Raw genomic sequence first — 23,719 nt, forward strand, 5'->3', positions numbered from 1 at the left:
CGACCGGGACCGATGCATCGTGCACGGCACGCGCGGGCGCCGATGCGCTCCGGTTAATCTTTGCGTCGTGTTCAAGCTCCAGTTGTGTGCGCTCGGCGGTGCGACCCGGTGAGTCCGCAGGACGCCGAGCCGCAGGCCGGTGCCCGATTCGGGCACTACGAGCTGCGTGAGGTCATCGGCCGTGGCGGCATGGGACAGGTGGCACGGGCGACCGACACCCGCCTCGGCCGGGACGTCGCGCTGAAGGTGATGAACCTCGACGTCGCCAGCCATGCGGAGTACCGCGCCCGGTTCCAGCGCGAGGCGGAGATCGTTGCCCGGCTGACCGACCCGCACGTCATCCCGATCCACGGGTACGGCGAGATCGACGGCCGGCTCTATCTGGACATGCGGTTGGTAAAGGGTCGCAACCTTGCCCAACTGCTCGCGATGGGTCAGCTCGAGGTCTCCCGAGCGCTCGACATCCTGAGCCAGATCGCCGACGCGCTCGACTCCGCGCATCGCGCGGGCCTGGTGCACCGGGACGTCAAGCCGTCGAACATCCTGGTGGACCCGCGCGGATTCACCTACCTGGTCGACTTCGGCATCGCCGCCACCCCGGGCGACGGCGACATGACCGCGGAGGGCGAAGTCGTGGGCAGCGCGGCGTACATGGCGCCCGAGCGATTCGGCGAGCTGCCGCGTGCCGACGCCCGCAGTGACGTCTACTCGCTGGCGTGCGTGCTCTACCAGGCGCTGACCGGCAGCAAACCGTTCCCCGCTTCCGACACCGCCGCGGTCATCGCGGCCCACCTGCGCACCCCGCCGCCGTCGCTGCGGCGGTACCGCGCCGACCTGCCGCCCGCACTGGACCGCGTCCTCGCCTCAGGTATGGCGAAGCGTCCGGCCGACCGTCCGGCGACCGCGGGTGAGTTGCTGGCCGCCGCGAAGGCAGCGATGGTCCCGCCCCGCACTACTCCGGCCGCGCGACCGACGCCTCGGCCGGCGGAGCCGCCGAAGTCCTCGACCGCTCCGCCGCGTGCGGTGCGGATGCCGCAACCGGCCGGACCGACACCCACGCCCGCGGCGGCGCCCTCACCCACGCCGGCGCGCTGGCTGCTCTTCGGAGCGCTCGGCGTCGTGGTCTTCATCGTTGTGCTCGTCGCCCTCGTCCTGCGCTGACCGCGTCGGCAGCAGGCTCTGCCGCCATACATAGGTGCACAGACCGACGGTCACCGCGAGCAGCATCACGTTGCGGGCGATCAGCAGCCAGACCGACAGTGCCGAGGGCGGTGTCGCGATCATCGCGTTGTAGTGCACCGGGTAGAGCTGCTGGGTGGTCAGCCCGATCACCAGCACCGCGCCCATCAACACCCGCGGCGCGAGCACCCGCGGCCAGGTGGCCAGCACCAGCGCTGCCGGCGGCGCGATCCACAGCAGGTACTGCGGGCTGAACGTCTTGTCCGACACGATGATCAGGCAGATCACCGCCAGGCAGAGCCAGGCGGTCAGCTCGGGGCGGTCGTGCCGGACCCGGAAGCAGCGCCACCAGAGAAAGGCGACCACGCACACCGACAGGCCGATCATGCCGCCGGCCGCCGTCTGGGCAGCGGATGTCCATGGACCGTTGATCTCCCACGCGTTGTGGGCGTAGTCGATGCGCCACCGGTCCGGGCGCAGGAGTCGGTCGAGCATCAGCGGGGTGGCGACCAGGGATTCGACCTGCAGGCCGCGGTCGCGTTGCCAGGTCAGCGGCGACAGGGTGCGTTGGGCGCCGGCGATCACCAGTGAGAGGTCCACGAGCACGACGACGGTGAGCGCCGCGGCGGCGCACGACCGGCGCAGTTGGCGGCCGCGGGTGGCGAGCAAGGGCACCAGCACGATCGGCCACAGTTTGAAGGCGAACCCGAGTGCGGCGCAGATCCCGGCCCGCACCGGTGCGCGGGCCGACAACCCGATCGCGAGTGCGGCGAAGATGCCGGGCAGCAGGTCGAAGCGGAAGATCACCAACGGCCCGAGGCACAGGCCGAAGCCGATCCAGGCGAAGGCGCCGAGGTAGTCGCGCGACCGGGCACCGATGCGCACCAGGTAGGCGGTGAAGAGCAGGTCGAGGACCAGCATCGTGCCCACGAACAGCTGCCGGAAGCGGTCGCCGTCGTCGCCCGCGATCAGGTGCATCGGCCACATCAGCCCGACCACCGGGGTGGGGTATTCGGTGAGCATCGAGCCGATGTCGTGCTGCTGCAGCACGTCGCTGAAATAGCCGATGTCCCCGTCGATGTCGGTTTCGCGCCGGTGAATGAGCAGCATCGCGCATCGGCTGGCCAACCACAGCGCGGCGATCAGCAGCACCATCCGCAGCTGCCCCGCGTCGCGTGATCGCGCCTGCATGCGTGCCCCCATGCCGGGCAACCTTAATCGGGGGAGACCGACTAGCCTGACCTGGCCGCAATACTGCCCGCAATACTGCCCGCACCCGTCGAAGGAGAACGCCCTTGCCCGCCGAGCACGACTCGACCACCGCCACACCTGCGCGGGTCGACGCGCCGACGACCGGCACCGAGCTGTTCGGCGACGATCGTCGGATCGTGGCGATGAAGGTCGACGGTGAGCTGCAGGATCTCTTCCGCGAGGTGCCCGCCGGCGCCAGCGTCGAGCCGGTGCCGGTCGACTCCCCGGACGGCCTCAATGTGTTGCGCCACTCGACCGCGCACGTGCTCGCCCAAGCCGTGCAGCAGGTCAACCCGGACGCCAAGCTCGGGATCGGCCCGCCGATCACCGATGGTTTCTACTACGACTTCGACGTCGAGACGCCGTTTACCCCCGAGGACCTCAAGGCCCTCGAGAAGGCGATGCAGAAGATCATCAACGAGGGGCAGGCCTTCCATCGGCGGGAGATCTCCGACGACGATGCCCGCACCGAACTCGCCTCGGAGCCCTACAAACTCGAGCTCATCGGGTTGAAGTCGAAGGCGGGAGAGGCCGCAGAGGGCGCCGACGCGGAGGTCGGCGAGGGCGGCCTCACCATCTACGACAACGTGCGTCGTGACGGCTCCGTCGCCTGGGGCGACCTGTGCCGCGGGCCGCATCTGCCGTCGACCAAGCTGATCGGCAACGCGTTCAAGGTGATGCGCTCGGCCGCGGCCTACTGGCGCGGCTCGGAGAAGAACCCGCAGCTGCAGCGGATCTACGGCACCGCGTGGCCGAGCAAGGACGAGTTGAAGGCCTACCTCGACCGGCTGGCCGAGGCCGAGAAGCGCGACCACCGCAAGCTGGGCGCCGAACTCGACCTGTTCAGCTTCCCCGAGGAGCTCGGGTCGGGCCTGCCGGTCTTCCACCCCAAGGGCGGGGTGATCAAGCGGGAGATGGAGGACTACGTCCGCCGCCGGCACATCGAGGAGGGCTTCCAGTATGTCGGCACCCCGCACATCTCCAAGGACGGCCTCTTCCACACCAGCGGCCACCTGCCCTACTACGCCGAGACGATGTTCCCGGGCATGGAACTGGAGGGTGCGCAGTATCGCCTCAAGGCGATGAACTGCCCGATGCACAACCTGATCTACTCCTCGCGCGGCCGCTCCTATCGCGAACTGCCTTTGCGATTCTTCGAATTCGGCTCGGTCTACCGCTACGAGAAGTCGGGTGTCGTGCACGGCCTCACCCGCGTGCGCGGTATGACGCAGGACGACTCGCACTCCTACGTCACCGCCGAGCAGGCGCCCGGCGAGATCCGGCACCTGCTGGGCTTCGTGCTGTCGCTGTTGCGCGACTTCGGCCTCGACGACTTCTACCTGGAGCTGTCGACCCGCGACACCGAGGGCGACAAGAAAGACAAGTTCATCGGCACCGACGAGCAGTGGGAGACCGCGACCGCGATCCTGGAGCAGGTCGCGACCGAGTCCGGCCTGGAGCTGGTGCCCGACCCGGGCGGTGCGGCGTTCTACGGGCCGAAGATCTCGGTGCAGGCGCGCGACGCGATCGGCCGCACCTGGCAGATGTCGACCATCCAGTACGACTTCAACCAGCCGCACCGTTTCGGGCTGGAGTTCCAGGCCTCGGACGGCAGCCGGCAGGAGCCGGTGATGATCCACTCGGCGAAGTTCGGCTCGATCGAGCGTTTCCTCGGTGTGCTGGTCGAGCACTACGCGGGCGCCTTCCCGCCCTGGCTGTCGCCGGTGCAGGTCCTCGGGGTGCCGGTCGCGGAGGAGTTTGCGCCATACCTGCAGGAAGTGTTGAACACCTTGCAGGAGAAGGGGATTCGCGTCGAGCTGGACGACTCCGACGATCGCTTCCCCAAGAAGATCCGCAACGCCAGCAAGTCCAAGGTGCCGTTCGTGCTGATCGCCGGCGACGAGGACCGGTCGGCCGGTGCGGTGTCGTTCCGCTACCGGGACGGCTCGCAGCGCAACGGTGTCCCGGTCGCCGAAGCGATCGAGGAGATCCAGGCCGCGATCGCCGACAAGCGGCAGGTCTGAGCCGGCGCGCCTCCGCAGGAACTCTCGCCGCGGCCGGAGAGTTGGACCGGATGCAGCCCCCACCGGACTCGAGGCCCTTGGGGGCTGCACCAGGTCTGGGCGGGGGAGTCAGCGCCGGCGGGCGATCGCCGCGGACGCGATGCCGGCAGCGAGCACGATCCCGCCGAGCAACGCCTCCTGGCCGACGTCCGCACCGGAGCCGTTGCCACGAGTGAGCAACGCCAGGTCGAACGCGGCGTGCACGACCCCGGCCACCCAGACGTAGCCGGTGCGAAGTCGTGCTGCGAAGGCTGCCATCAGCAGCGATAGCCCGATGGTCGAGGCGAGAAACGCTGCGGCGTAACCGAATCCGCTCGTGACCGCCTGCACGTGCCAGACGCCCCAGATCAGACCGGTGACCACGGCGCCGGTCCACCAGCCGGTCCGGTCCTGCAGCAGGGGCTGTAACCAGCCGCGCCAACCGACCTCCTCACCGAACGAACCGACGACGATCCAGGCGGATGCTGCGACCAGCCCGCCGGCCGACAGCTCGAGCGGCACGGCGAACGAGTCGGTCATGCCGGTGGCGTGCATCAACCCGGCCCAACCGAGCGCAACAGCAGCGCTGGTCAGCCCGGCGGTGAAGGACCGCACGAGCAGTCCCGGGGCGTTGGCGAAGTAGTCGCGGACCCGGGTGTTGCCGGCATGCACCCGGCGCAGGCCGATCGCGAGCACGCCGATGGCCGGAGCGAACTGCACCCATTGCGCCGGGCCGTCGGTGCCGGCACCGAGGACGGACCCCGCGAACTCCTGCAGTGCGATCAGACCGCCCGAGGCGATGAGTGTGACGAGGGCGAAGATCGGGACGTCGCGCCAAGGCGACGCCTTGGCGGGCGTGGTCGATGTCGTGGTGGCGGTCGGATCGGCGTGCGTCGTCATACCGAAAACGCTATGAATCAACGCGATTCGGGACGATCCGGTGCACCGGTGAGGTCATGGTCGGGCTGGCCCGACAGGTGGGTGACGCAGGCGGTCGGGAGGCCGGGTTGCCGGTGCAGACGGTGCAACACCTGCGCGGGGATCAGCCGCCGCTGGTGTAGTAGGTGATGTCCCAGTGGTTGCCCTCGTCGCAGTAGAGGTTGCCGGAGGCGGCCTTCCACTGCGGGTAGCCGTCACCGCGCAGGCCGATGTAGGTGAACGAGTTCTTGATGTAGCTGTTGATGCAGGAGTTCTTGGAGATGTCGGCCTTGTAGCCGTTGTAGTGGCTGTAGGTGCCCGAGGCGTGGCCGACCTCGGTGCCGCCGGTGACGTTGATGGCGCAACCGCTCGCCCGCTTCAGGGTGATCAGGCCACTGACCGTGGTCTGGTTGATCTGCTCGAACGAGGTGCAGCTGGAGTTGCTGCGGGTCGTGCAGCCACCGCTGGACGACCAGGTGACGCCGGCCGATCGCAGCTGCGAGGCTGCCGACGACTGACTGAGTTTGGTGACGGCGGCAGCGGGGCCGGCCGAGACCGCGAGGGTCGCCGCGGCGATGCCGGCGACTGCCGATGCTTGCAGGATTCGTGTGCGCATGCTCGGGATTCAAGCAGTGTCAAGGTAAACCTCGGGTCGCGTGCAGGCCAGGATTGGGCAAAAATTTCCGGTGTGCGCCGGCAAGGGCGCCGTGATCAGCGCGGGCCGCTGATGTTCATCAGCCAGTTGACGCCGAACTTATCGATCAGCATCCCGAACTCGTCGCCCCACGCCTGCTTCGACAGCGGCACCAGCACCTGGGCGTGGTCGGTCAGCTTCTCCCAGTAGCCGCGCAGCTCGTCGGCGCTGTCGCCGGACAGACTGATGCCGCCGTTGGGCATCGGCTGCATCGCCTGCGGCACGTCGGAGGCCATGAGCGTGAAGCCGGCCGGTGTCTCCAGCTGCGAGTGCATGATCTTGTTCGCGTCGACCGGGTCGATCTTCTCGTCGTTCGGGTTGACCTGCTCGAAGGTCATCGCGGACACCTCCCCGCCGAAGACCGACTGGTAGAAGTTCATCGCCTCGCGGGCCTGGCCGGTGAAGTTGAGGTAGGGGTTGAGGACTGCGGTCACGGGTCTGCTCCTTCGCTGGATGGTCGTATGGCGAGGGTCTTTCGCCATACGACCCACCGAACCATGGAAAACTCCCGCACGTGAGCCAAGTGGACCGGATCCGGATCGAACGCGCGCGCCCGAGGCGGGATGACGCGTTCGCGCTCGCCGCGATGACGTTGCGCTGGGACCTGGCCGGCGGCGCCCCGAACCGGCCGGGTTTCCTCGACGAGTTCGCCGATGCGTGGCTGGATGCCGCGCCGAGCAGGCCCGCGTGGATCGCCCGGCGACCGGACGGCAATCCGGTCGGCTTCGCGATCGGCGCGCTCGTCACCAGCCTGCCGAGCCTGCGCCGGCCGGCCGGCGGGTGGCTGCACCTCAGCAGTCTCTACGTCGACCCGGACCTGCGCGGTCAGGGCCTCGGGCAACGCATCATGGACGAGATCGTCGGCTTCGCCAAGGAGCAGTCCCTCTCCCGCGTGCAGCTGAACGCCACCGACGAGGCGCGTGCCTTCTACCGCCGGGCCGGGTTCGGCGGCCCGCAGGACACGCTGATGCAGCTCGTCCTGTCCGGCCGCCTGCCGACCACCTGACCGGTTACTCGACCGGTTCGATGACGAAGACCGGGATCTGCCGGTCGGTCTTGGTCTGGTACTCCGCGTAGGGCGGGTATGCCGCGACCGCACGCTTCCACCACTCGTCCCGCTCGGCGCCGGTGATCTCGCGCGCCACCCCGTCGTGCTTGCTCGTGCCGTCCTGAACCTCAACCTCAGGGTGAGCCACGATGTTGTAGAACCAGGCCGGGTTCTCCGGCGCCCCGCCCTTGGAGGCGACGGCGGCATACGTCCCGTCGTGCTCGACCCGCATCAGCGGCACCCGGCGCAGCTTTCCGCTCTTGGCGCCCCGCATGGTGAAGACGACGACCGGCATACCCATCACGTCGACCGACTCGGTGGTGCCGGTCTCATCGATCTTCGCGAGCTGGTTGGCGACCCAGCCGGTCTTCTCGTCTGCGTACTCGCCCTGCAGCGGCATGTCGACTCCTTGTCGTCGGTTGGGGTAACTGCCCGTGGTGGCACCAGCCTACGATCGAGTCCATGTCGTCAACGATCGAGCCGGAGACCGAATTCGCGCGCGTGCCCGACGGGTTCGAGCGACTGTGGACTCCGCACCGGATGGCCTACATCCAGACCGAGAAGCCCGATCAGGACGACGACGTCGCCTGTCCGTTCTGCGCCGCCCAGACCAAGAGCGACGAGGAAGCGCTCATCGTGCACCGGGGGCAGACGTGTTTCGTCATCCTCAACCTCTTCCCCTACAACCCGGGCCACCTGTTGGTCTGTCCCGACCGGCACGTGCCGGGATACCTCGACCTCACCGACGAGGAGACCGCCGAGTTCACCCTGCTCACCAAGCAGGCGATGCGCGCCATCACCGCCGCGGCCGCGCCGCATGGCTTCAACCTCGGCATGAACCAGGGCGAGGTCGCCGGCGCGGGGGTCGCGGCGCACCTGCACCAGCACGTCGTGCCGCGCTGGGGCGGCGACGCCAACTTCCTGCCGATCGTCGCGCAGACCAAGGCGCTTCCCGAGCTGCTCGCCGACACCAGGGCGCGGCTCGCCGACGCCTGGCGGCAGGACTGACCACCCGCGCCAAGTAATCTGAGCGCCGATGCTCAACCGATATGCGCGGGCCGCGATGGCCAAGATCATGACCCCGGTGGCGCGCTTGTTCCTCCGCCTCGGGATCAGCCCCGACGTCGTCACCATCGTCGGCACCCTCGGCGTCTGCGCGGGGGCGCTCGCGTTCTACCCGCGCGGTGAGTTCTTCTGGGGCACGGTCGTCATCACCTGCTTCATCTTCTCCGACACCCTCGACGGCAACATGGCCCGCCTGTCCGGGCGGTCAAGCGTGTGGGGCGCCTACCTCGACTCGACCCTGGACCGCGTGGCGGACGCGGCGATCTTCGGCGCGCTCGTGCTCTGGTATGCCGGGGACGGGCAGAACCTCACGATGGCCGGGCTCGCGCTCGCCTGCCTCATCCTCGGGATGGTCGTGTCCTACTCCAAGGCGCGCGCCGAGGGCCTCGGTATGACGGCCAACGTCGGCATCGCCGAGCGCTCCGAGCGACTGGTCGCGGTGCTCGTCACGACCGGACTGGTCGGCATCCCGTGGCTGCACCTGCCCACCGCCGTGCTCGGCGTGGTGCTCGCACTGCTCGCGGTCTTCAGCTTCATCACCGTGCTGCAACGGATGCTCACCGTGCGGCGGCAGGCGCTGGACGCCGCGAAGTGACCCCGCGCGAGCGCGCGGAGACGCTGGCCTACCGGGCCGGTTGGTCGCTGGTGCAGCGGCTGCCCGCGCGGGCGGCATACGGATTGTTCGACAAGGTCGCCGTGCAGCTGCACCGGCGCGGCGGCAGGTCGGTCGAGCAGCTGCGCAGCAACTACGCGCGAGTGCGTCCGGAGCTGTCCGCGAGCGAGCTCGACGCGCTGGTGCTCGCCGGACTGAAGTCCTACCTGCGCTACTGGTGCGACGCGTTCCGGTTGCCGCGCCAGACCCCGCAGAGCCTCGATCACGGCATCCGGCTCACCGGGTATGACGAGCAGGCGCGCGCGATCGTCGAGCGTGGCGAGCCGCTGGTGCTCTTCCTCGGGCACCTGGGCAACTGGGACCACTGCGGGGCCTGGGCGACCTATCACTTCGCGCCGGTGACGACGGTGGCGGAGCGGTTGAAGCCGGAGTCGGTCTTTGACGAGTTCGTCGCGTTCCGCGAGTCGCTGGGCATGCGGATCCTGCCGCTGACCGGTGGGCCGGACGTCTATCCGCAACTGCGGGAAGCGATTTCGCGCGGTGGATTCGTGCCGCTGCTGTCCGACCGGGATCTGACCTCCCGCGGGGTCGCGGTCACCTTGTGCGGGCACCCCGCGCGTGCCGCGGTCGGCCCGGCGCGACTGGCGCTGGAGACCGGGGCGGCGCTCTTTCCTCTGGCCGTCACCTACGAAAAGGTGCCCGGCCGGGTGGAGCACCGGGTGGTCGCCCGGTTCGGGGCGCGAGTCCTGCCGCCCGCGGCCGGTAGCGACGCCGAGAAGGTGCGTCGTATGACGCAGAGTTGCGTCGACGACCTGGGGGAGACGATCCGGGAGCACACGCAGGACTGGCACATGATGCAGCGCGTCTTTACCGGGGACGCCGCGCGATGAGGATCGGCATCGTCAACCCCTACGCGCTCGACGTGCCGGGCGGGGTGCAGTTGCACGTGCGCGACCTGGCGGAACACTTCATTGGGCAGGGCCATCACGTGCGGGTGCTCGCGCCGGCCGACGAGGACGCCGTGCTGCCCGACTACGTCGACCCGGCAGGCAAGGCGGTCCCCGTGCCCTACAACGGCTCGGTTGCCCGGCTGCTCTTCGGGCCGGTCACCGCGGCCCGGGTCGGGCGGTGGATCGACCGGGGCGAATTCGACGTGCTGCACGTGCACGAGCCGTTCTCGCCGAGTGTGTCGATGCTGGCGATGATGGCGGCCGAAGGGCCGGTGGTCGGCACCTTCCACTCCAGCACGATGCGCTCCCGGGTGCTGCTGACTTTCATGCCGCTGCTGGAGCCGCACCTGGAGAAGCTGAGCGGCCGCATCGCGGTCTCCCGTGAGGCGCTCGGCACGATCCAGCGTCACGAAGGTGCCGCCGATGCGGTGATCGTGCCGAACGGCGTCAACGTCGACCGCTTCGCGCAGGCGCCGGTCGCCGCGCAGTGGCAGGGCAATGAGGAGCGGCCGACGATCGCCTTCCTCGGCCGGTTGGAGGAGCCGCGCAAGGGGCTGGCGGTGCTGCTCGACGCGATGCCGCGGCTGCTCGCCGCCCGGCCCGGTCTGCGGCTGTTGGTCGCCGGGCCGGGCGATCCGGCCGAGGCGCTGCGTCATACCTCTGCGGAAGTGGTGGCCGCCTGCGAATTCCTAGGAATGGTAAGCGATTTGGACAAAGCGAGACTGCTGCGGTCGGTCGATGCGTATGTCGCGCCGAACATCGGAGGGGAGAGCTTCGGGATCATCCTGGTCGAGGCGATGAGCGCCGGTGCGCCGGTGATCGCCAGCGATCTGCCGTCGTTCCGCGACGTGCTCGACGGCGGTCCGGCCGGAGTGACGTTCCGCACCGGTGATGCGGCCGACCTCGCGGCAACGGTCCTTTCAGTCCTCGATGACCGGCAACGACGGGACGAACTCAGCGCGCTGGGCTCGGTGCGCGCTCGCGACTTCGACTGGTCACGGGTCGCGGCCGACGTGTTGGACGTCTACGAGACGTGTCGCGCGGCGCACCCGGAGCCGGTGCACACCGCGTCGACCAACCGGTCCCGACGGATGCTGCGAGGCCGCGGCTGATGCGGCTGTTCGCCTGGACGGCGTTTGTCGTCGCGGTGCTCGCGCTGCTGGCCTGGTACCTGTCCTACACCGCGGCGCGGCTGGATCGGCTGCACGCCCGGGTGGAGGGCTCGGTCGCCTCGCTGGACGCGCAGCTGGTGCGGCGGGCCGAGGTGGTGCGCGAGCTCGCCGGCGCCGGTGTGCTCGACCCGGCGAGCGCCCTGCTCCTGGCCGATGCCGCGGGCGCCTCCCTCGAGGCATCGGACGCGGCCGACCTGAAGGAGGAGGTCCGCGAGGATGGCATCGGCGTCGCGCGGACCGCCACCGAGTCGGCCCTCACCCAGACGCTGCGGGCCACGCTCACATCCGATGTCGTCGTCCAGCTGCGCGACGAGGAGGACGGGCTGCCCGAACTGCTCGACCTCCTGCGCTCGGCGGGGCAGCGGGTGGAGATCGCCCGGCGCTTCCACAACGAGGCGGTGCGGGAGGTGCGGCGCCTGCGGGCGCGCCCGCAGGTGCGTTTCCTCGGGCTTGCCGGGCACACCCACCTGCCGACGCCGGTGGAGTTCGACGACCGCTTGCCGGACGGGGTCTGAGGCGCACACCGCGACCGCACCCCTCGGCCAGAGTTGGCCATGACCGGATAATGCCAGAACGCGCACCGTGGCAGGTTGCTGCCGTCATACGGGCTTAGGCTGGGGTGCGCAGTAGGACCGAACGAGATGGAGTGCACCGTGACCGAGCTCGCCCAGCAAGCCGCCGAGACCGGCACCGCCCGCGTGAAGCGCGGGATGGCGGAAATGTTGAAGGGCGGCGTGATCATGGACGTCGTCACGCCCGAGCAGGCCAAGATCGCCGAGGACGCCGGTGCGGTCGCGGTCATGGCGCTCGAGCGAGTGCCGGCCGACATCCGCGCGCAGGGCGGTGTCTCCCGGATGAGCGACCCCGACATGATCGACGGCATCATCGAGGCCGTCTCGATCCCGGTGATGGCCAAGGCGCGCATCGGCCACTTCGTCGAGGCGCAGGTGCTGCAGAGCCTCGGCGTCGACTACATCGACGAGTCGGAGGTGCTGACCCCGGCCGACTACGCCAACCACATCGACAAGTGGGAGTTCACCGTGCCGTTCGTGTGCGGTGCGACCAACCTGGGCGAGGCGCTGCGCCGGATCACCGAGGGCGCGGCGATGATCCGCTCCAAGGGCGAGGCCGGCACCGGCGACGTCTCCAACGCCACGACCCACATGCGGCAGATCCGGCAGGAGCTGCGCCGACTGCAAAACCTGCCCGAGGACGAGTTGTATGTCGCGGCCAAGGAGCTGCAGGCGCCGTACGAACTGGTGCGCGAGGTCGCCGCGGCGGGCAAGCTGCCGGTCGTGCTCTTCACCGCCGGCGGCATCGCGACCCCGGCCGATGCGGCGATGATGATGCAGCTCGGCGCCGAGGGGGTCTTCGTCGGGTCGGGCATCTTCAAGTCGGGCAACCCGGCGCAGCGCGCCGAGGCAATCGTGAAGGCGACGACCTTCTACGACGACCCCGACGTGATCGCCAAGGTGTCCCGCGGGCTTGGCGAGGCGATGGTCGGGATCAACGTCGACGAGATCCCCGAGCCGCACCGGCTCGCCGAGCGCGGTTGGTGAGTTGGCGAGTTGGTGAGTCCGCTCGGCCCGCGACAAACTCACCGAAAAGGTGAGTGACGCGCCCGGCCGGGAGAAACTCACCGAAAAGGTGAGTGACGCGCCGCACGAACGTCGTTCCGACGGCGTGTCGGCCACCTTTTCGGTGAGTTTTGCGGGCGGCGGGACCGCGTGCTCACCTTGTCGGTGAGTTTTGCGGGCGGCGGGACCGCGTGCTCACCTTGTCGGTGAGTTTGGCGGACGGCGGGACCGCGTGCTCACCTTGTCGGTGGGTTTGGCGGGCGGCGGGACCGCGTGCTCACCTTGTCGGTGAGTTTCGCGGGGCGGCCCTACCTGACCAGGGGCGCCAGCGTCTCGCCGAGCAACTGCACGCGGCCCGGGATGTGACCGTTGGCAGGGGCATTCACCGTCACACCGTCGATGCCGGTGGCCAGCAGTTTCTCGTATGCCGCGGCGACCTCGTCCGGTGAGCCGACGATCGCCGAGCCGGGGCGGCTCGCCGCGCGCGGGTTGCGGGCGACGTAGTCCTCGAGATCGCGCTGTGCCTCCTCGTGGGTCGGCGCGATGCACGCGGTCGTTTGGTAGCTCACCGTGATCTGCGACCGGTCCCGGCGCAGCGCGTCGCAGTGGCCGGCCAGTGCATCGAGCTTGCGAGGTATGTCGTCGACCGCGCAGATGAGGTTGGACTCGTCGGCATATTGCGCCACCATCCGCAGCGTCTTGCGCTCGCCGGCGCCGCCGATCATCACCGGGATCGGCCGCAGCGGCGCGGGGGAGTTGAGCGCGTCCTTGACCTGGTAGTGCTTGCCGTCGAGCGTCGGCCGCTCGCCGCGCAGCATCGGCAGGATGATCTGCAACGCTTCTTCGAGCTTCTCGAACCGGTCGGTGAAGGTGCCGAATTCGTAGCCGAGAGAATCGTGCTCGAGCTCGAACCAGCCTGCGCCGATGCCGAGCTGAGCGCGGCCTCCGGACACCACGTCGAGCGCCGTGACCTCCTTGGCGAGCAGTGTCGGGTTGCGGTAGGTGTTGCCGGTGACCAGCGCCGACAGCCGCACCTTTTCGGTGTGCTGGGCGAGCGCCGACAGCAGCACGTAGCACTCGATCATCGGCTCGCCGGGCTCGCCGAGCACGGGCAGTTGGTAGAAGTGGTCCATCACCAGGACGGTGTCGAAGCCGCTGGAGTCGGCCTCTTTGGCCTGCTGCACGACCGTGGGGAAGAGGCGGTCGGCGGGAGTGTCGGGATAGCTGAAATTCGGGATCTGGTAACCGAGCTTCGTCATGCCGCTGACGTTACTCCTGCGTAAGTCGCGGCAGGATCATGAGGTGGATGGGCAAGTCCAGGTCGAGCTCGGGGTGCCAGGGTGCCTGGGTGGTGCCGATGATCTGCCAGCCGCGCTTCAGGTAGAGCTTGACCGGGGTTTCGTGAGCGGCGACGACGTCCAGCACCGGGTAGCCGTCGGCCTCGGCATACTCCGTCGCGGCGGCGAGCAGTCGCGACCCGACTCCGTGCCCGGCGAGCGTCAGGTCAGCGAACAGTGCTGAAATGCAACGGAGTTCGGAAATGTCGGCATGGTGCGCAGCCGCCCACGCGCGGCTGATCGGATCGTCTGACGCGGTGGTCACCGACGCGTGCCCGACGGGTCGTCCGTCGACTTCGGCGGTCCACGACTGCACCTCGGTGCTACGGCGCAGGAACGCGTCGGAGCCACCTGGGAACGGCCAGACGAACGGGTAGCGGGTGGTCGGCTGGTCGCGCTCGAGAAGCGCGCCGAGCGCCGGCAGGTCGGCGTCCTCACGTTGCCGGATGATGATGTCCACGGGCGCGAGCGTATCCGTGGTCATGCCGATGGCAGCTCGCCGACCTGGCGGACGATCACCGAGGCTGCTCGGGTTCATCCAATGCACTCGCACTCACTGCATCTTCGGTGGCGTCGAGGGCAGCCTGCTGCGCACCCCGAGCCGGTGCGATGTCCGTAGGTCCGGGTCCTTGCAGGCAGGCTGCGATGTCATCGCTCAACAAGGCCGCGAGCAGGTCGGGTGCCTTGCCGTAGACGCCCTCCGCCCACAGGCCGGTCGAACTTGCGTTCGCGATCGGCACGCCAACGCGCACGCAGATGCGGATGAGCAGGCTCTCGAGGTCAACCGTTCGCCAGCCCGCTCCCACGGCGGCTGCGTCCTCGATGTAGTTGCCCGGCTTCGCCTTCCAGCCGTTGCGCTCCATCAAGGTTGTGACCCGCGCGGCGTCGAACCCGACCGAGTCCGGATCACCGTTCTCGGCTGGTTTCACGTGGTAATAGCGCGGGTTGGCCTTGTTGCGCTGCACCACGTAGACGAAGCCGGAGACCAGCTCATCGCTTTCGTGGACGGGTCGTTCGTTGACCCACGTGGCCTCGTTCAAGTGACGAGTGACGCTGTCGGCCTTGCCGATGTAGACGACGTTGTCCTCGGGGTCGGTGTAGACGTAGATGCGTGCGGCATTCGGGTCGTCAGTCTCGGTCAGCGTGAAACCGACGCGTTGAGCCAGCGCGACCAGGTCGCGGGCGGTAAGGGTTGCGGGCATGGACGCCTCCGCGACGACTCGATGATCCGGGAACCCGACCATACTCGCGGCGCGCTGGCCGAGGATGCACTCGGCGCCGACTCGTGCTCAGCCGGTGAGGGGTCGCGCCTTGCGGCCGGTCAGCGGCGTGACCGGCCGGCGACCTGCCCGCGCGCGGTGGATGCGCCGGCCGGGCCCGTCGCGCAACAGCTCCCGCAGCCTCTCCTGGTCGTATGACGAGGGCTCCGTCGAAGCGACGAATCGGCGTACCAGACGCACGAATTCGTCCGGATGGTCGCGATGGGGGAAGTGTCCGCTGTCCGGCATGACCGTCACGTCCGCCCCCGGTGCGAGCGCTGCGACGTTGTGCGCATGCTGGGCCGGGATCACCTGATCGTCGGCGCCCCAGATGACCGCGAGCGGCATCTCCTCGGTGAGGTAGGCGCGGTCGGTCATCGTGACGATCTGGCCGTGCCAGTCGACGACCGCGCGCAGCACGTGGCGCACCGCGGCCCGCTGGTGGCTGTCCTTGAAGGAGTCGTAGATCGAGGCGATCTCGTCGATGTCGCGGGTGCCCGGCAGCCGGCAGGCGTGCGCGAGCCGGAGGGCGGCAGTGTTGAGGTGGCGAATTCCGGGCAGCGTCAGCGCGCCCATGACGTGGTGGAAGCCGGGCGTGGTCACCGACCGGATCACCGGGCTCACCTCGGGGCCGAGGCCGCCGGGCGCGACCAGCACGAGGCGTTCGGTCGACTCCGGGTATTGGTAGGCGAACTGCATCGCCACCCCGCCGCCGAAGCTGTGGCCTACGACCGTGACCCGGTCGATCTCCAGCACCGACAACAGATCTCGCATGCCGTTGGCGAAACCGCCCAGGCTGTAGTCGGCACGTGGCTTGGCCGACTGGCCGTGCCCGAGCAGATCCGGCGCGATCACCGTGTAGTCGCGGGCAAGCTGCCGGATGACCGAGTCCCACGTGTGGTGGTCGCAGGCGACGCCGTGCAGCAACAGCAACGCCGGCCCCGACCCGATCTTCACGTAGGCACGGCGATGCCCGTGCACGTCCGCGAAGCGGACCCGGGGCGAAACGGTCATAGTCGGGCATTCAATCACTTCGACTCGCCTCCAGCTACCGATTGGTAAGTCGCGTCGTCGAAGCGTCAGCGATGGGTCAGTACGCTCGCCGGGTGTCGTCCGACAAGCCTGCCCCAGCGCGCCTGACCCGCGAGGGGATCCTCGACGTCGCTGGGCGACTCGTCACCGCGGGTGGGGCAGAAGCCCTCAGCATGCGCAAGCTCGCCGGGGAGCTCGGGGTCTCGCCGATGGCGCTCTACCGCCACGTGCGGGACCGGGACGAGCTGCTCGTGGCGCTGCTCGACCGTGAGTTCGAGGCGGTGGTGTGGCCGCCTCTGCCGGCTCGGGGTGCCGAGCGTGCCGTGCAGGTCATGCTCATGCTGCATCGCGAATTGGCTTCTCGACCATGGGTTTTGGACGCGTTGACACGCGGGGACCTGATGGCCCCGAGTGCGGCTCGCGCAACCGACGACGTGCTGGGCTCCTTGCGGGCCGCGGGGTGCTCGCCGCAGACCGCCGCGATCCGGTATGCCGCTGCATGGCGACTGACGCTGGGCGCGCTGCTGGTGGACGCCCGGACCGCGTCGGCGGTCGCGGGTCTGACCCGCCCGACCGTGCAGGAGCAGGTGCGCCGCGACGCCGACCCGGCGAGGTTTCCGGCTCTTGTCGAGTGCGGTGCGGCGCTGCGGCAGCAGCGGCAGGACTTCGACATCGAGCACGCATTGCGGTTGATCCTGACAGCGCCACCGGAGTAGGTTTACGCGTACACAACGTGGGCGGAGGGGCGGGATGGGCGATCTGTCGATCTACGAGGCAGCCGGCGGCCGGGACGCGATGCTCCGGGTCGCCGCAGCGTGGCACGACCGCGCGATCGCCGACCCGGTGGTGTCGCACGCGTTTGACCGCGGGACGAAACCCGACCACGTCGAGCGACTCGCGGCATACCTCGTGGAGGCGCTCGGTGGCCCGGCGGACTACACGGGCCACTTCGGCGACCACGCGGACGTGGTGCGGTTGCACAGCGGCAACGGCGAACACGAGGAGCTGAACGTCCGCGCGATCGAGTGTTTCGCGGGCGCGCTGCACGACGCCGGCGTCGCCGCCAACATCGAGATCTACGACGCGATGCTGTCCTACTGGAGCTGGGCGACCTGGTATCCGATGTACGCCTATCACGAGTCGCCGGCCGATGTGCCGGCGAAGTTGCCCATGCCGCAATGGGATTGGGCTCAGACCGCCACCTTCCGGGAGCCGCAATGATCACGCCCTATCTCACCGTCAAGGACGCCCGCGCGGCGATCGACTGGTATCGCAACGCGTTCGGCGCACGGGTTTCGTTCGAGCCGATCGTGATGGAAGACGGCCGGATCGGTCACGTCGAAATGACCATCGGTGCGGACGGACGCTTCATGATGTCGGAGGAGTTCGACAGCGCCGGGGTCGCCGCGCCCGACCCGGGGCGGCACAACGCGGTGTCGATGCACGTCGACACGACCGCCGTCGACGTGGTGGTGCGACAGGCGGAATCGGTTGGGGCACAGATCGATCGGCGTCCGGAGGACACTCCGAATGGCCGGATCGCGGTGCTGCACGACCCGTTCGGCCACCGCTGGCTGTTCAACCAGGCGCCGGCCGATGCCGACCGGCCGGCCGCGCCCGCCCTGGCGCGCGACATCACCGCGAACCTGCCGGTGAGCTCACTCGACGGCGCGGACGACTTCTACGGCGACTTCCTCGGCCTCACCGATGAGGGCTTCAACCTCGGCTGGGTGGCGCGTCGCAGTGCACCGCAATCGGGTGCGCACGTGCAACTGGTGACCAAGGACGCGACGGCCCCGGTGGACTCCGCGATCTCGGTGCACGTGAGCGACGTCGACGCCGCGTATGCCGACGCGCAGCGCCGCGGCTACCGGATCGTGCACCCGCTCACCCACGAGGAGTGGGGCGTGCGCCGGTTCTTCGTGCAGGCGCCCGACGGCACCATCGTCAACGTGGTCGCCCACGCCGACTGAAAGGGGGCTCTCAGAGCCGCTCGCGCAACCAGGCGAAGTCGGCCTCGTGCTCCGCGGCGCCGCCGGGGGTCTCGCACACCACCGGCGCACCCGCATCGCGCACCACGGCGACCAGCTCGTCCGGATCGACTTGTCCCGCACCGAAATTGGCGTGCCGGTCGGCGCCTGAGTCGAACGCATCGCGGCTGTCGTTGGCGTGCACCAGGTCGATGCGGCCGGTGATCTCGTGCACCCGCTCGACCGCCTCCTTGAGCGGGATGCCGCCAGCCCACGCGTGGCAGGTGTCGAGGCAGAAACCGACCTGCTCGAAGCCGTCGGCGGCGCGGATGGCTCGCCATACCCCCTCGATGCGGTCCAGATGACGGGCCATCGCGTTGTCCCCGCCCGCGGTGTTCTCGATCAGCAGCGGGATCTTGAGGTCCGTCGCCTCGATCGCCTTGCGCCAGTTGTCGAAGCCCTTCTCCGGGTCGTCGGACTTGTTCACGTGGCCGCCGTGCACGATCAGCCCCTTCGCGCCGATCTGCGCCGCCGCATCCATGTGCTGCTGCAGCAGCTTGCGGCTCGGGATGCGGATCCGGTTGTTCAGCGTCGCGACGTTGATGATGTAGGGCGCGTGCACATAGAGATCGACGCCCGCGGCCTCGGCGTCGGCGCGCAACCCGTCGGCGCCCCCGGCATACGCGACCTCCGGACCCTTGTAGCCCTGCGGGTCGCCGAGGAAGAACTGCACGACCGTCGTATGGCGGGCCGCGGCCTCCGCCAGCGGATCGGTCTGGTCGACGTGCGCACCGATGGAGATCGTCATGCGAACCAGGGTAGGCAGCCGGTCGGACAGCGTTACCGTTGAGGACATGCCGAGCTCCCGGCCGACCGACGGCTTTGCCCCGCGCGACGTCGCGGAGGAAGCTCGAGCGGCCTTCCTCGAACACGGCGACCCCGCTGCGGTGCGGCCGGTCGTCTTCGAGTCGTGGGTGCGCTCGATGACCGACGGCCTCGACCCGGAGGCCGAGCTGGACCAGGAGCCGTTGGCCGGGGACGACCTGAGCGCGCTGCGCGAACGGCATCCGCTGGCCGAGTCGATGCCGCTGATCCGGTCGCTGCTCACCGAGAGCGCTGCCGAGGCGGGGCTGCTGGTCGCAGTCAGTGACGCAGCCGGCCGGCTGCTCTGGGTCGAGGGTGATGAGTCACTGCGCGCCCGGGCCGAGGGCATGCGCTTCCTGCCAGGCGCCGACTGGGCCGAGCGGGTGGTCGGCACCAATGCACCGGGTACGGCGCTCGCGACCGATCGGCCGGTGCGCATCCGGGGCGCCGAACATCTCGCCCGGCAGGTGACCCCGTGGAGCTGCTCGGCCGCGCCCATCCACGACCCCGACACCGGGGCGATGCTCGGTGCCCTGGACCTGACCGGCGGCGACGTCGCGGCCGGCCCCCAGAGCCTCGCGCTGGTCAGCGCGACGGTCGCGGCGGTCGAGGCGCAGCTGCGGTTGCAACGACTGAGCAGTGGGCTTGCCGTCCCGCAGGACCTGCACCGGCCGGTGCCGCACCGGCTGACCGTCCTCGGTGCGGGGCACGCGACGCTGGCCAGCGGCGACAGCGTGCGGCGCTTCGGGCTGCGGCACAGTGAGCTGCTGCTCCTGCTCGCCGAGACGTCCGGCGGCCTGACCGCCGATCAATTGGCGATCGGGCTGAGCGACGACGACCGGCCGTCGGTGACACTGCGCGCGGAGATCTCGCGGCTGCGCGGCCTGCTGCCGCCCGGGCTGCTCGCGTCTCGGCCCTACCGTTTCTCGGGGGCACTGCGCACTGACGTGCAGGAGGTGCGCGACTGCCTCGATCGCGGTGACGTGGCGGCAGCGGTGAGCCGCTATCGCGGTGCGGTGCTGCCGGACTCGGAGGCCCCTGGCGTCATACAGCTGCGGGATCAGTTGCACGCGAGGATGCGCAATTCGGTGCTGGCACACGGGGATTCGGACCTGCTGCTGCGGTTCGCCGACACCGCATTCGGCCGGGACGACCTGCAGTTGTGGGAGGCCGCCGAGCTGCTGATGGCACCCGGGTCGCCGCGGCAGGAGTCGGTCAGCGAGCGGGTGCGAGGCCTGCGCGGCGGATAGCGCGGCAATGTGATCTACGCAACGTTCGTGCAACGTAGGGCGACTTAACGTCGGAGGATGCCGGCTGGCGATGCCGGCGGAGACGACCTTCATGGAGGACTTCGACATGGCCGTTTACGCACGTCCTGGCGAGCAGGGCAGCCCGACCGTCTACAAGCCGCGATACGACAACTGGATCGGTGGCGAATGGGTGCCGCCGGTGTCCGGCAAGTACTTCGAAAACCCGTCGCCGGTGACCGGGCAGGTCTTCACCGAGGTTGCCCAGTCGACCGCCGAGGACGTCGAGAAGGCGCTCGATGCCGCGGAGGCCGCCGCTCCTGCATGGGGCAAGACGTCGGTCACCGAGCGGTCCAACATCCTGTTGCAGATCGCCGACCGGATCGAGCAGAACCTCGAGATGCTCGCGGTCGGGGAGACCTGGGACAACGGCAAGCCGGTGCGTGAGACGCTCGCCGCCGACCTGCCTCTCGCCGTCGACCACTTCCGCTACTTCGCCGGCGCGATCCGGGCCCAGGAAGGACACATCAGCCAGATCGACGAGGACACCGTCGCCTACCACTTCCACGAGCCGCTGGGCGTCGTCGGGCAGATCATCCCGTGGAACTTCCCGCTGCTGATGGCCACCTGGAAGCTCGCCCCGGCCCTCGCCGCGGGCAACGCGGTCGTGCTCAAGCCCGCCGAGCAGAGCCCGGCCTCGATCATGTTGCTGGTCGAGCTGATCGCCGACCTGCTGCCGCCGGGCGTGCTCAACGTCGTCAACGGGTTCGGCGCCGAGGCCGGCAAACCACTCGCGTCGTCCCCGCGGATCCGCAAGATCGCCTTCACCGGCGAGACGACGACAGGGCGGCTGATCATGCAGTACGCCAGCGAAAACCTCATCCCAGTCACGCTCGAACTCGGTGGCAAGAGCCCGAACATCTTCTTCGATGACGTTGCGCAGGAGCAGGATTCGTTCTACGACAAGGCGCTCGAAGGTTTCGCGATGTTCGCTCTGAACCAGGGCGAGGTGTGCACCTGCCCGAGCCGCGCCCTGATCCAGAAGGACATCTTCGAGCCGTTCCTCGCCGCCGGCACCGACCGGGTCAAGGCGATCGTGCAGGGCAACCCGCTCGACACCGAGACAATGGTCGGTGCACAGGCCAGCAACGACCAGCTGGAGAAGATCCTGTCCTACATCGACATCGGCACCAAGGAGGGCGCTCGCATCATCACCGGCGGTGAGCGGGTCGACCTCGGCGGCGACCTGTCGGGTGGTTACTACGTCGCGCCGACGATCTTCCAGGGCAACAACAAGATGCGCATCTTCCAGGAGGAGATCTTCGGCCCGGTCGTGTCGGTGACCGAGTTCGACGACTTCGACGACGCGCTGTCGATCGCCAACGACACCCTCTACGGGCTCGGGGCGGGAGTCTGGTCCCGCGACATCAACACCGCCTACCGAGCCGGCCGCGGCATACAGGCCGGTCGGGTGTGGACCAACTGTTACCACCAGTACCCGGCGCACGCCGCGTTCGGCGGCTACAAGTCCTCGGGCATCGGCCGGGAGAACCACGCGATGATGCTCGACCACTACCAGCAGACCAAGAACCTGCTGGTGTCCTACTCGCAGAACAAGCTCGGCTTCTTCTGATGGATGACGCACCCACGACGGCCGCCGGCGACAGCGATGTCGCCGGCGGCGTCGCCATGACCGACGACGCCGCGGCGATGCTGCGCCGGCTGATCGGGGAGCACGGGCCGTTGATGTTTCACCAGTCCGGTGGTTGCTGCGACGGCTCGGCGCCGATGTGTTACCCGCAGGGCGATTTCAAGGTCGGCAGCCGCGACGTGCACCTGGGCGACCTGGACCCCGGTGACGGCGCCGCGGTCGTGCCGGTCTACATCTCCGGAGAGCAATACCAGGTATGGCGACACACCCGGCTCACGATCGACCTGGTGCCCGGCCGCGGCTCCGGTTTCTCGGTGGAGGCACCGACCGGCTACCGGTTCCTCACCCGTTCGGACGTCTGCGCGCCCTGACTGACCCCGCCGATCCGGACTTGCCCTCCGGTTCTTGCATTGCAGGCGTAGCGTGGTAGGCGTGAGCGTTTCGAAGACTTCGACACCTGCACCCACGATCACCACCCTCGGCGAACTGCGCGCCTCCGGCCATCGCCAGCGCGGCGTCCGCGCCGAGATCCGGGAGAACCTGCTCGCCGCACTCGCCGCCGGGCGGGACCCGTGGCCCGGCATCCAGGGCTTCGAGAGCACGGTGCTCCCGCAACTCGAGCGTGCGCTGCTGGCCGGCCACGACGTCGTCCTGCTCGGCGAACGCGGTCAGGGCAAGACCCGCCTGCTGCGCACCATCGTCGGCCTGCTCGACGAGTGGACCCCGGTCATCGCCGGGTCCGAACTCGGCGAACACCCCTACGAACCCATCACTCCCGCGTCGCAGCGCCGCGCGGCCGAGCTCGGCGATGACCTGCCGATCGCCTGGCGGCACCGCGACGAGCGGTATGCCGAGAAGCTCGCCACCCCCGACACCTCGGTCGGCGACCTGGTCGGCGACGTCGACCCGATGAAGGTCGCCGAGGGCCGCAGCCTGGGTGATCCCGAGACGATCCACTTCGGGCTGATCCCGCGGGCCCACCGCGGCATCGTGGCCATCAACGAACTGCCCGACCTCGCCGAACGCATCCAGGTCGCGATGCTCAACGTGATGGAGGAGCGCGACATCCAGGTGCGCGGCTACACGCTGCGGCTGCCGTTGGACGTGCTCGTGCTGGCCAGCGCCAACCCGGAGGATTACACCAACCGCGGGCGGATCATCACCCCGCTGAAGGACCGCTTCGGCGCGCAGGTGCGCACCCACTACCCGCTGGAGGTGGAAGGCGAGGTGGCCGTCGTCGAGCAAGAGGCGTCGCTGGAGGCGAATGTCCCGTCATACCTGCTGGAGATCCTGGCGCGCTTCACCCGCGGGCTGCGCGAGTCCAACGCGGTCGACCAACGTTCAGGCGTGTCAGCGCGATTCGCGATCGCGGCCGCTGAGACGGTCGCCGCCGCGGCGCTGCACCGGGCGACCGTACAGGGTGAGGACGAGGCGGTCGCACGCGTCATCGACCTCGAGACCGCCGTCGACGTGCTCGCCGGCAAGGTGGAGTTCGAGTCCGGTCACGAGGGGCGCGAGCAGCCGATCCTGGAGCACCTGCTGCGCACGGCCACCGCCGAGACCGCGCGTCACCGTCTGCAGGGCATCGATCTCGGACTGCTCGTGCAGGCGCTCGAGAGCGGCGCCCAGGTGACCACCGGCGAGCAGGTGACTGCCGGTGACCTGTTGCAGGAGCTGCCGGTGCTCGGCGAGTCCGAACTGTATGACGACATCGCCGACCGGCTCGAGGCGTCGACGCCGGGGGAGCGCGCGGCGGCGGTCGAACTCGCCCTCGAAGGTCTCTACCTGGCGCGCAAGGTCAGCAAGGAAACCGACGACGAGGGCAACGCGACATACGGAGAGAGCTGAGG

26 protein-coding genes are annotated in these 23,719 nt (G+C 69.2%); 16 read left to right on the plus strand and 10 right to left on the minus strand.

Features of this window, described 5'->3' with window-relative positions; all coding sequences use genetic code 11:
* Positions 1 to 108: 108 nt before the first annotated feature.
* Positions 109 to 1,161, plus strand: coding sequence for a serine/threonine-protein kinase (locus N2M23_RS13990; RefSeq protein ID WP_265446271.1), 1,053 nt, complete (start codon positions 109 to 111; stop codon positions 1,159 to 1,161).
* On the opposite strand, the gene N2M23_RS13995 is transcribed toward N2M23_RS13990, so the two are convergent.
* The gene (locus tag N2M23_RS13995) at positions 1,075 to 2,382 is read right to left on the minus strand and encodes a glycosyltransferase 87 family protein (protein ID WP_265446273.1); all 1,308 of its coding nucleotides are present in this window, start codon (positions 2,380 to 2,382) and stop codon (positions 1,075 to 1,077) included. The two genes, N2M23_RS13990 and N2M23_RS13995, sit on opposite strands and share 87 nt — an antisense overlap.
* A gap of 92 nt (positions 2,383 to 2,474) precedes the next feature.
* Between N2M23_RS13995 and thrS the strand changes: the two genes are divergently transcribed.
* A complete protein-coding gene (thrS, locus tag N2M23_RS14000; protein WP_265446275.1) occupies positions 2,475 to 4,454 on the plus strand; it encodes a threonine--tRNA ligase in 1,980 nt (659 codons plus the stop codon).
* 108 nt (positions 4,455 to 4,562) lie between these two features.
* Here the strand turns inward: thrS and N2M23_RS14005 are convergent, their stop codons facing one another.
* The 3 genes from N2M23_RS14005 to N2M23_RS14015 form a co-directional block, all read right to left on the minus strand.
* Complete coding sequence (locus N2M23_RS14005; protein ID WP_265446277.1) at positions 4,563 to 5,372, minus strand: CPBP family intramembrane glutamic endopeptidase; 810 nt, start codon at positions 5,370 to 5,372, stop codon at positions 4,563 to 4,565.
* Positions 5,373 to 5,514: 142 nt separating this feature from the next.
* Positions 5,515 to 6,006: a hypothetical protein gene (locus N2M23_RS14010; protein WP_265446285.1), complete on the minus strand. Its 492-nt coding sequence runs from the start codon at positions 6,004 to 6,006 to the stop codon at positions 5,515 to 5,517.
* Between the two features lie 95 nt (positions 6,007 to 6,101).
* Positions 6,102 to 6,518 carry a VOC family protein gene (locus N2M23_RS14015; protein ID WP_265446287.1) on the minus strand — a complete coding sequence of 139 codons (417 nt, stop codon included), beginning with the start codon at positions 6,516 to 6,518 and terminating at the stop codon, positions 6,102 to 6,104.
* 80 nt (positions 6,519 to 6,598) lie between these two features.
* On the opposite strand from N2M23_RS14015, the gene N2M23_RS14020 reads away from it, so the two are divergent.
* Positions 6,599 to 7,090 carry a GNAT family N-acetyltransferase gene (locus N2M23_RS14020; RefSeq protein WP_265446289.1) on the plus strand — a complete coding sequence of 164 codons (492 nt, stop codon included), beginning with the start codon at positions 6,599 to 6,601 and terminating at the stop codon, positions 7,088 to 7,090.
* A 4-nt stretch (positions 7,091 to 7,094) separates the two neighbouring features.
* On the opposite strand, the gene N2M23_RS14025 is transcribed toward N2M23_RS14020, so the two are convergent.
* Positions 7,095 to 7,532: a nitroreductase family deazaflavin-dependent oxidoreductase gene (locus N2M23_RS14025; protein WP_265446291.1), complete on the minus strand. Its 438-nt coding sequence runs from the start codon at positions 7,530 to 7,532 to the stop codon at positions 7,095 to 7,097.
* A 62-nt stretch (positions 7,533 to 7,594) separates the two neighbouring features.
* On the opposite strand from N2M23_RS14025, the gene N2M23_RS14030 reads away from it, so the two are divergent.
* From N2M23_RS14030 to pdxS, 6 genes are all read left to right on the plus strand, one after another.
* Positions 7,595 to 8,140, plus strand: coding sequence for an HIT family protein (locus N2M23_RS14030; protein ID WP_265446293.1), 546 nt, complete (start codon positions 7,595 to 7,597; stop codon positions 8,138 to 8,140).
* Between the two features lie 28 nt (positions 8,141 to 8,168).
* Positions 8,169 to 8,792, plus strand: coding sequence for a phosphatidylinositol phosphate synthase (gene pgsA / locus N2M23_RS14035; protein WP_265446295.1), 624 nt, complete (start codon positions 8,169 to 8,171; stop codon positions 8,790 to 8,792).
* Positions 8,789 to 9,700: a phosphatidylinositol mannoside acyltransferase gene (locus N2M23_RS14040; protein WP_265446296.1), complete on the plus strand. Its 912-nt coding sequence runs from the start codon at positions 8,789 to 8,791 to the stop codon at positions 9,698 to 9,700. Before pgsA ends, N2M23_RS14040 begins: the two co-directional genes overlap by 4 nt.
* Entirely contained in the window at positions 9,697 to 10,872 is a 1,176-nt protein-coding gene (locus N2M23_RS14045) for a glycosyltransferase family 4 protein (protein WP_265446297.1), read from the plus strand. Before N2M23_RS14040 ends, N2M23_RS14045 begins: the two co-directional genes overlap by 4 nt.
* Positions 10,872 to 11,447, plus strand: a complete 576-nt coding sequence (locus N2M23_RS14050; protein WP_265446298.1) for a hypothetical protein — start codon at positions 10,872 to 10,874, stop codon at positions 11,445 to 11,447. The genes N2M23_RS14045 and N2M23_RS14050 overlap by 1 nt, the downstream gene beginning before the upstream one ends.
* A 138-nt stretch (positions 11,448 to 11,585) precedes the next feature.
* On the plus strand, positions 11,586 to 12,491 hold the full coding sequence (pdxS, locus tag N2M23_RS14055; RefSeq protein ID WP_265446299.1) for a pyridoxal 5'-phosphate synthase lyase subunit PdxS: 906 nt from the start codon (positions 11,586 to 11,588) through the stop codon (positions 12,489 to 12,491).
* A gap of 326 nt (positions 12,492 to 12,817) precedes the next feature.
* On the opposite strand, the gene N2M23_RS14060 is transcribed toward pdxS, so the two are convergent.
* The 4 genes from N2M23_RS14060 to N2M23_RS14075 all read right to left on the minus strand — a co-directional run bounded on the left by N2M23_RS14060 (position 12,818) and on the right by N2M23_RS14075 (position 16,119).
* Positions 12,818 to 13,768, minus strand: a complete 951-nt coding sequence (locus N2M23_RS14060; RefSeq protein ID WP_265446300.1) for an LLM class F420-dependent oxidoreductase — start codon at positions 13,766 to 13,768, stop codon at positions 12,818 to 12,820.
* A gap of 10 nt (positions 13,769 to 13,778) precedes the next feature.
* Positions 13,779 to 14,306, minus strand: coding sequence for a GNAT family N-acetyltransferase (locus N2M23_RS14065; protein WP_265446301.1), 528 nt, complete (start codon positions 14,304 to 14,306; stop codon positions 13,779 to 13,781).
* Between the two features lie 55 nt (positions 14,307 to 14,361).
* Positions 14,362 to 15,048 carry a hypothetical protein gene (locus tag N2M23_RS14070; RefSeq protein ID WP_265446302.1) on the minus strand — a complete coding sequence of 229 codons (687 nt, stop codon included), beginning with the start codon at positions 15,046 to 15,048 and terminating at the stop codon, positions 14,362 to 14,364.
* Positions 15,049 to 15,135: 87 nt separating this feature from the next.
* Positions 15,136 to 16,119 carry an alpha/beta fold hydrolase gene (locus N2M23_RS14075; protein WP_265446303.1) on the minus strand — a complete coding sequence of 328 codons (984 nt, stop codon included), beginning with the start codon at positions 16,117 to 16,119 and terminating at the stop codon, positions 15,136 to 15,138.
* Positions 16,120 to 16,211: 92 nt separating this feature from the next.
* On the opposite strand from N2M23_RS14075, the gene N2M23_RS14080 reads away from it, so the two are divergent.
* The 3 genes from N2M23_RS14080 to N2M23_RS14090 are packed head-to-tail and all read left to right on the plus strand — an operon-like array spanning position 16,212 to position 18,110.
* Positions 16,212 to 16,853: a TetR/AcrR family transcriptional regulator gene (locus tag N2M23_RS14080; RefSeq protein WP_265446304.1), complete on the plus strand. Its 642-nt coding sequence runs from the start codon at positions 16,212 to 16,214 to the stop codon at positions 16,851 to 16,853.
* Between the two features lie 34 nt (positions 16,854 to 16,887).
* Positions 16,888 to 17,358, plus strand: coding sequence for a globin domain-containing protein (locus N2M23_RS14085; protein ID WP_265446305.1), 471 nt, complete (start codon positions 16,888 to 16,890; stop codon positions 17,356 to 17,358).
* Complete coding sequence (locus tag N2M23_RS14090; protein ID WP_265446306.1) at positions 17,355 to 18,110, plus strand: VOC family protein; 756 nt, start codon at positions 17,355 to 17,357, stop codon at positions 18,108 to 18,110. Before N2M23_RS14085 ends, N2M23_RS14090 begins: the two co-directional genes overlap by 4 nt.
* A gap of 10 nt (positions 18,111 to 18,120) precedes the next feature.
* Here N2M23_RS14090 and N2M23_RS14095 read toward each other — a convergent pair whose 3' ends face one another.
* The gene (locus tag N2M23_RS14095; RefSeq protein WP_265446307.1) at positions 18,121 to 18,915 is read right to left on the minus strand and encodes a deoxyribonuclease IV; all 795 of its coding nucleotides are present in this window, start codon (positions 18,913 to 18,915) and stop codon (positions 18,121 to 18,123) included.
* Positions 18,916 to 18,961: 46 nt separating this feature from the next.
* Here N2M23_RS14095 and N2M23_RS14100 point away from each other — a divergent pair, with 46 nt between their 5' ends.
* The 4 genes from N2M23_RS14100 (at position 18,962) to N2M23_RS14115 (ending at position 23,717) form a co-directional block, all read left to right on the plus strand.
* On the plus strand, positions 18,962 to 20,221 hold the full coding sequence (locus tag N2M23_RS14100) for a sigma-54-dependent transcriptional regulator family protein (protein WP_265446308.1): 1,260 nt from the start codon (positions 18,962 to 18,964) through the stop codon (positions 20,219 to 20,221).
* A gap of 106 nt (positions 20,222 to 20,327) precedes the next feature.
* Positions 20,328 to 21,851 carry an aldehyde dehydrogenase gene (gene adh, locus N2M23_RS14105; protein ID WP_265446971.1) on the plus strand — a complete coding sequence of 508 codons (1,524 nt, stop codon included), beginning with the start codon at positions 20,328 to 20,330 and terminating at the stop codon, positions 21,849 to 21,851.
* Complete coding sequence (locus N2M23_RS14110) at positions 21,851 to 22,240, plus strand: DUF779 domain-containing protein (protein ID WP_265446309.1); 390 nt, start codon at positions 21,851 to 21,853, stop codon at positions 22,238 to 22,240. The genes adh and N2M23_RS14110 overlap by 1 nt, the downstream gene beginning before the upstream one ends.
* Positions 22,241 to 22,301: 61 nt before the next feature.
* On the plus strand, positions 22,302 to 23,717 hold the full coding sequence (locus tag N2M23_RS14115; RefSeq protein ID WP_265446310.1) for a sigma 54-interacting transcriptional regulator: 1,416 nt from the start codon (positions 22,302 to 22,304) through the stop codon (positions 23,715 to 23,717).
* Positions 23,718 to 23,719: the final 2 nt, after the last annotated feature.

The sequence above is a fragment of the Flexivirga meconopsidis genome (assembly GCF_026162425.1).
Lineage (GTDB): Bacteria > Actinomycetota > Actinomycetes > Actinomycetales > Dermatophilaceae > Flexivirga > Flexivirga meconopsidis.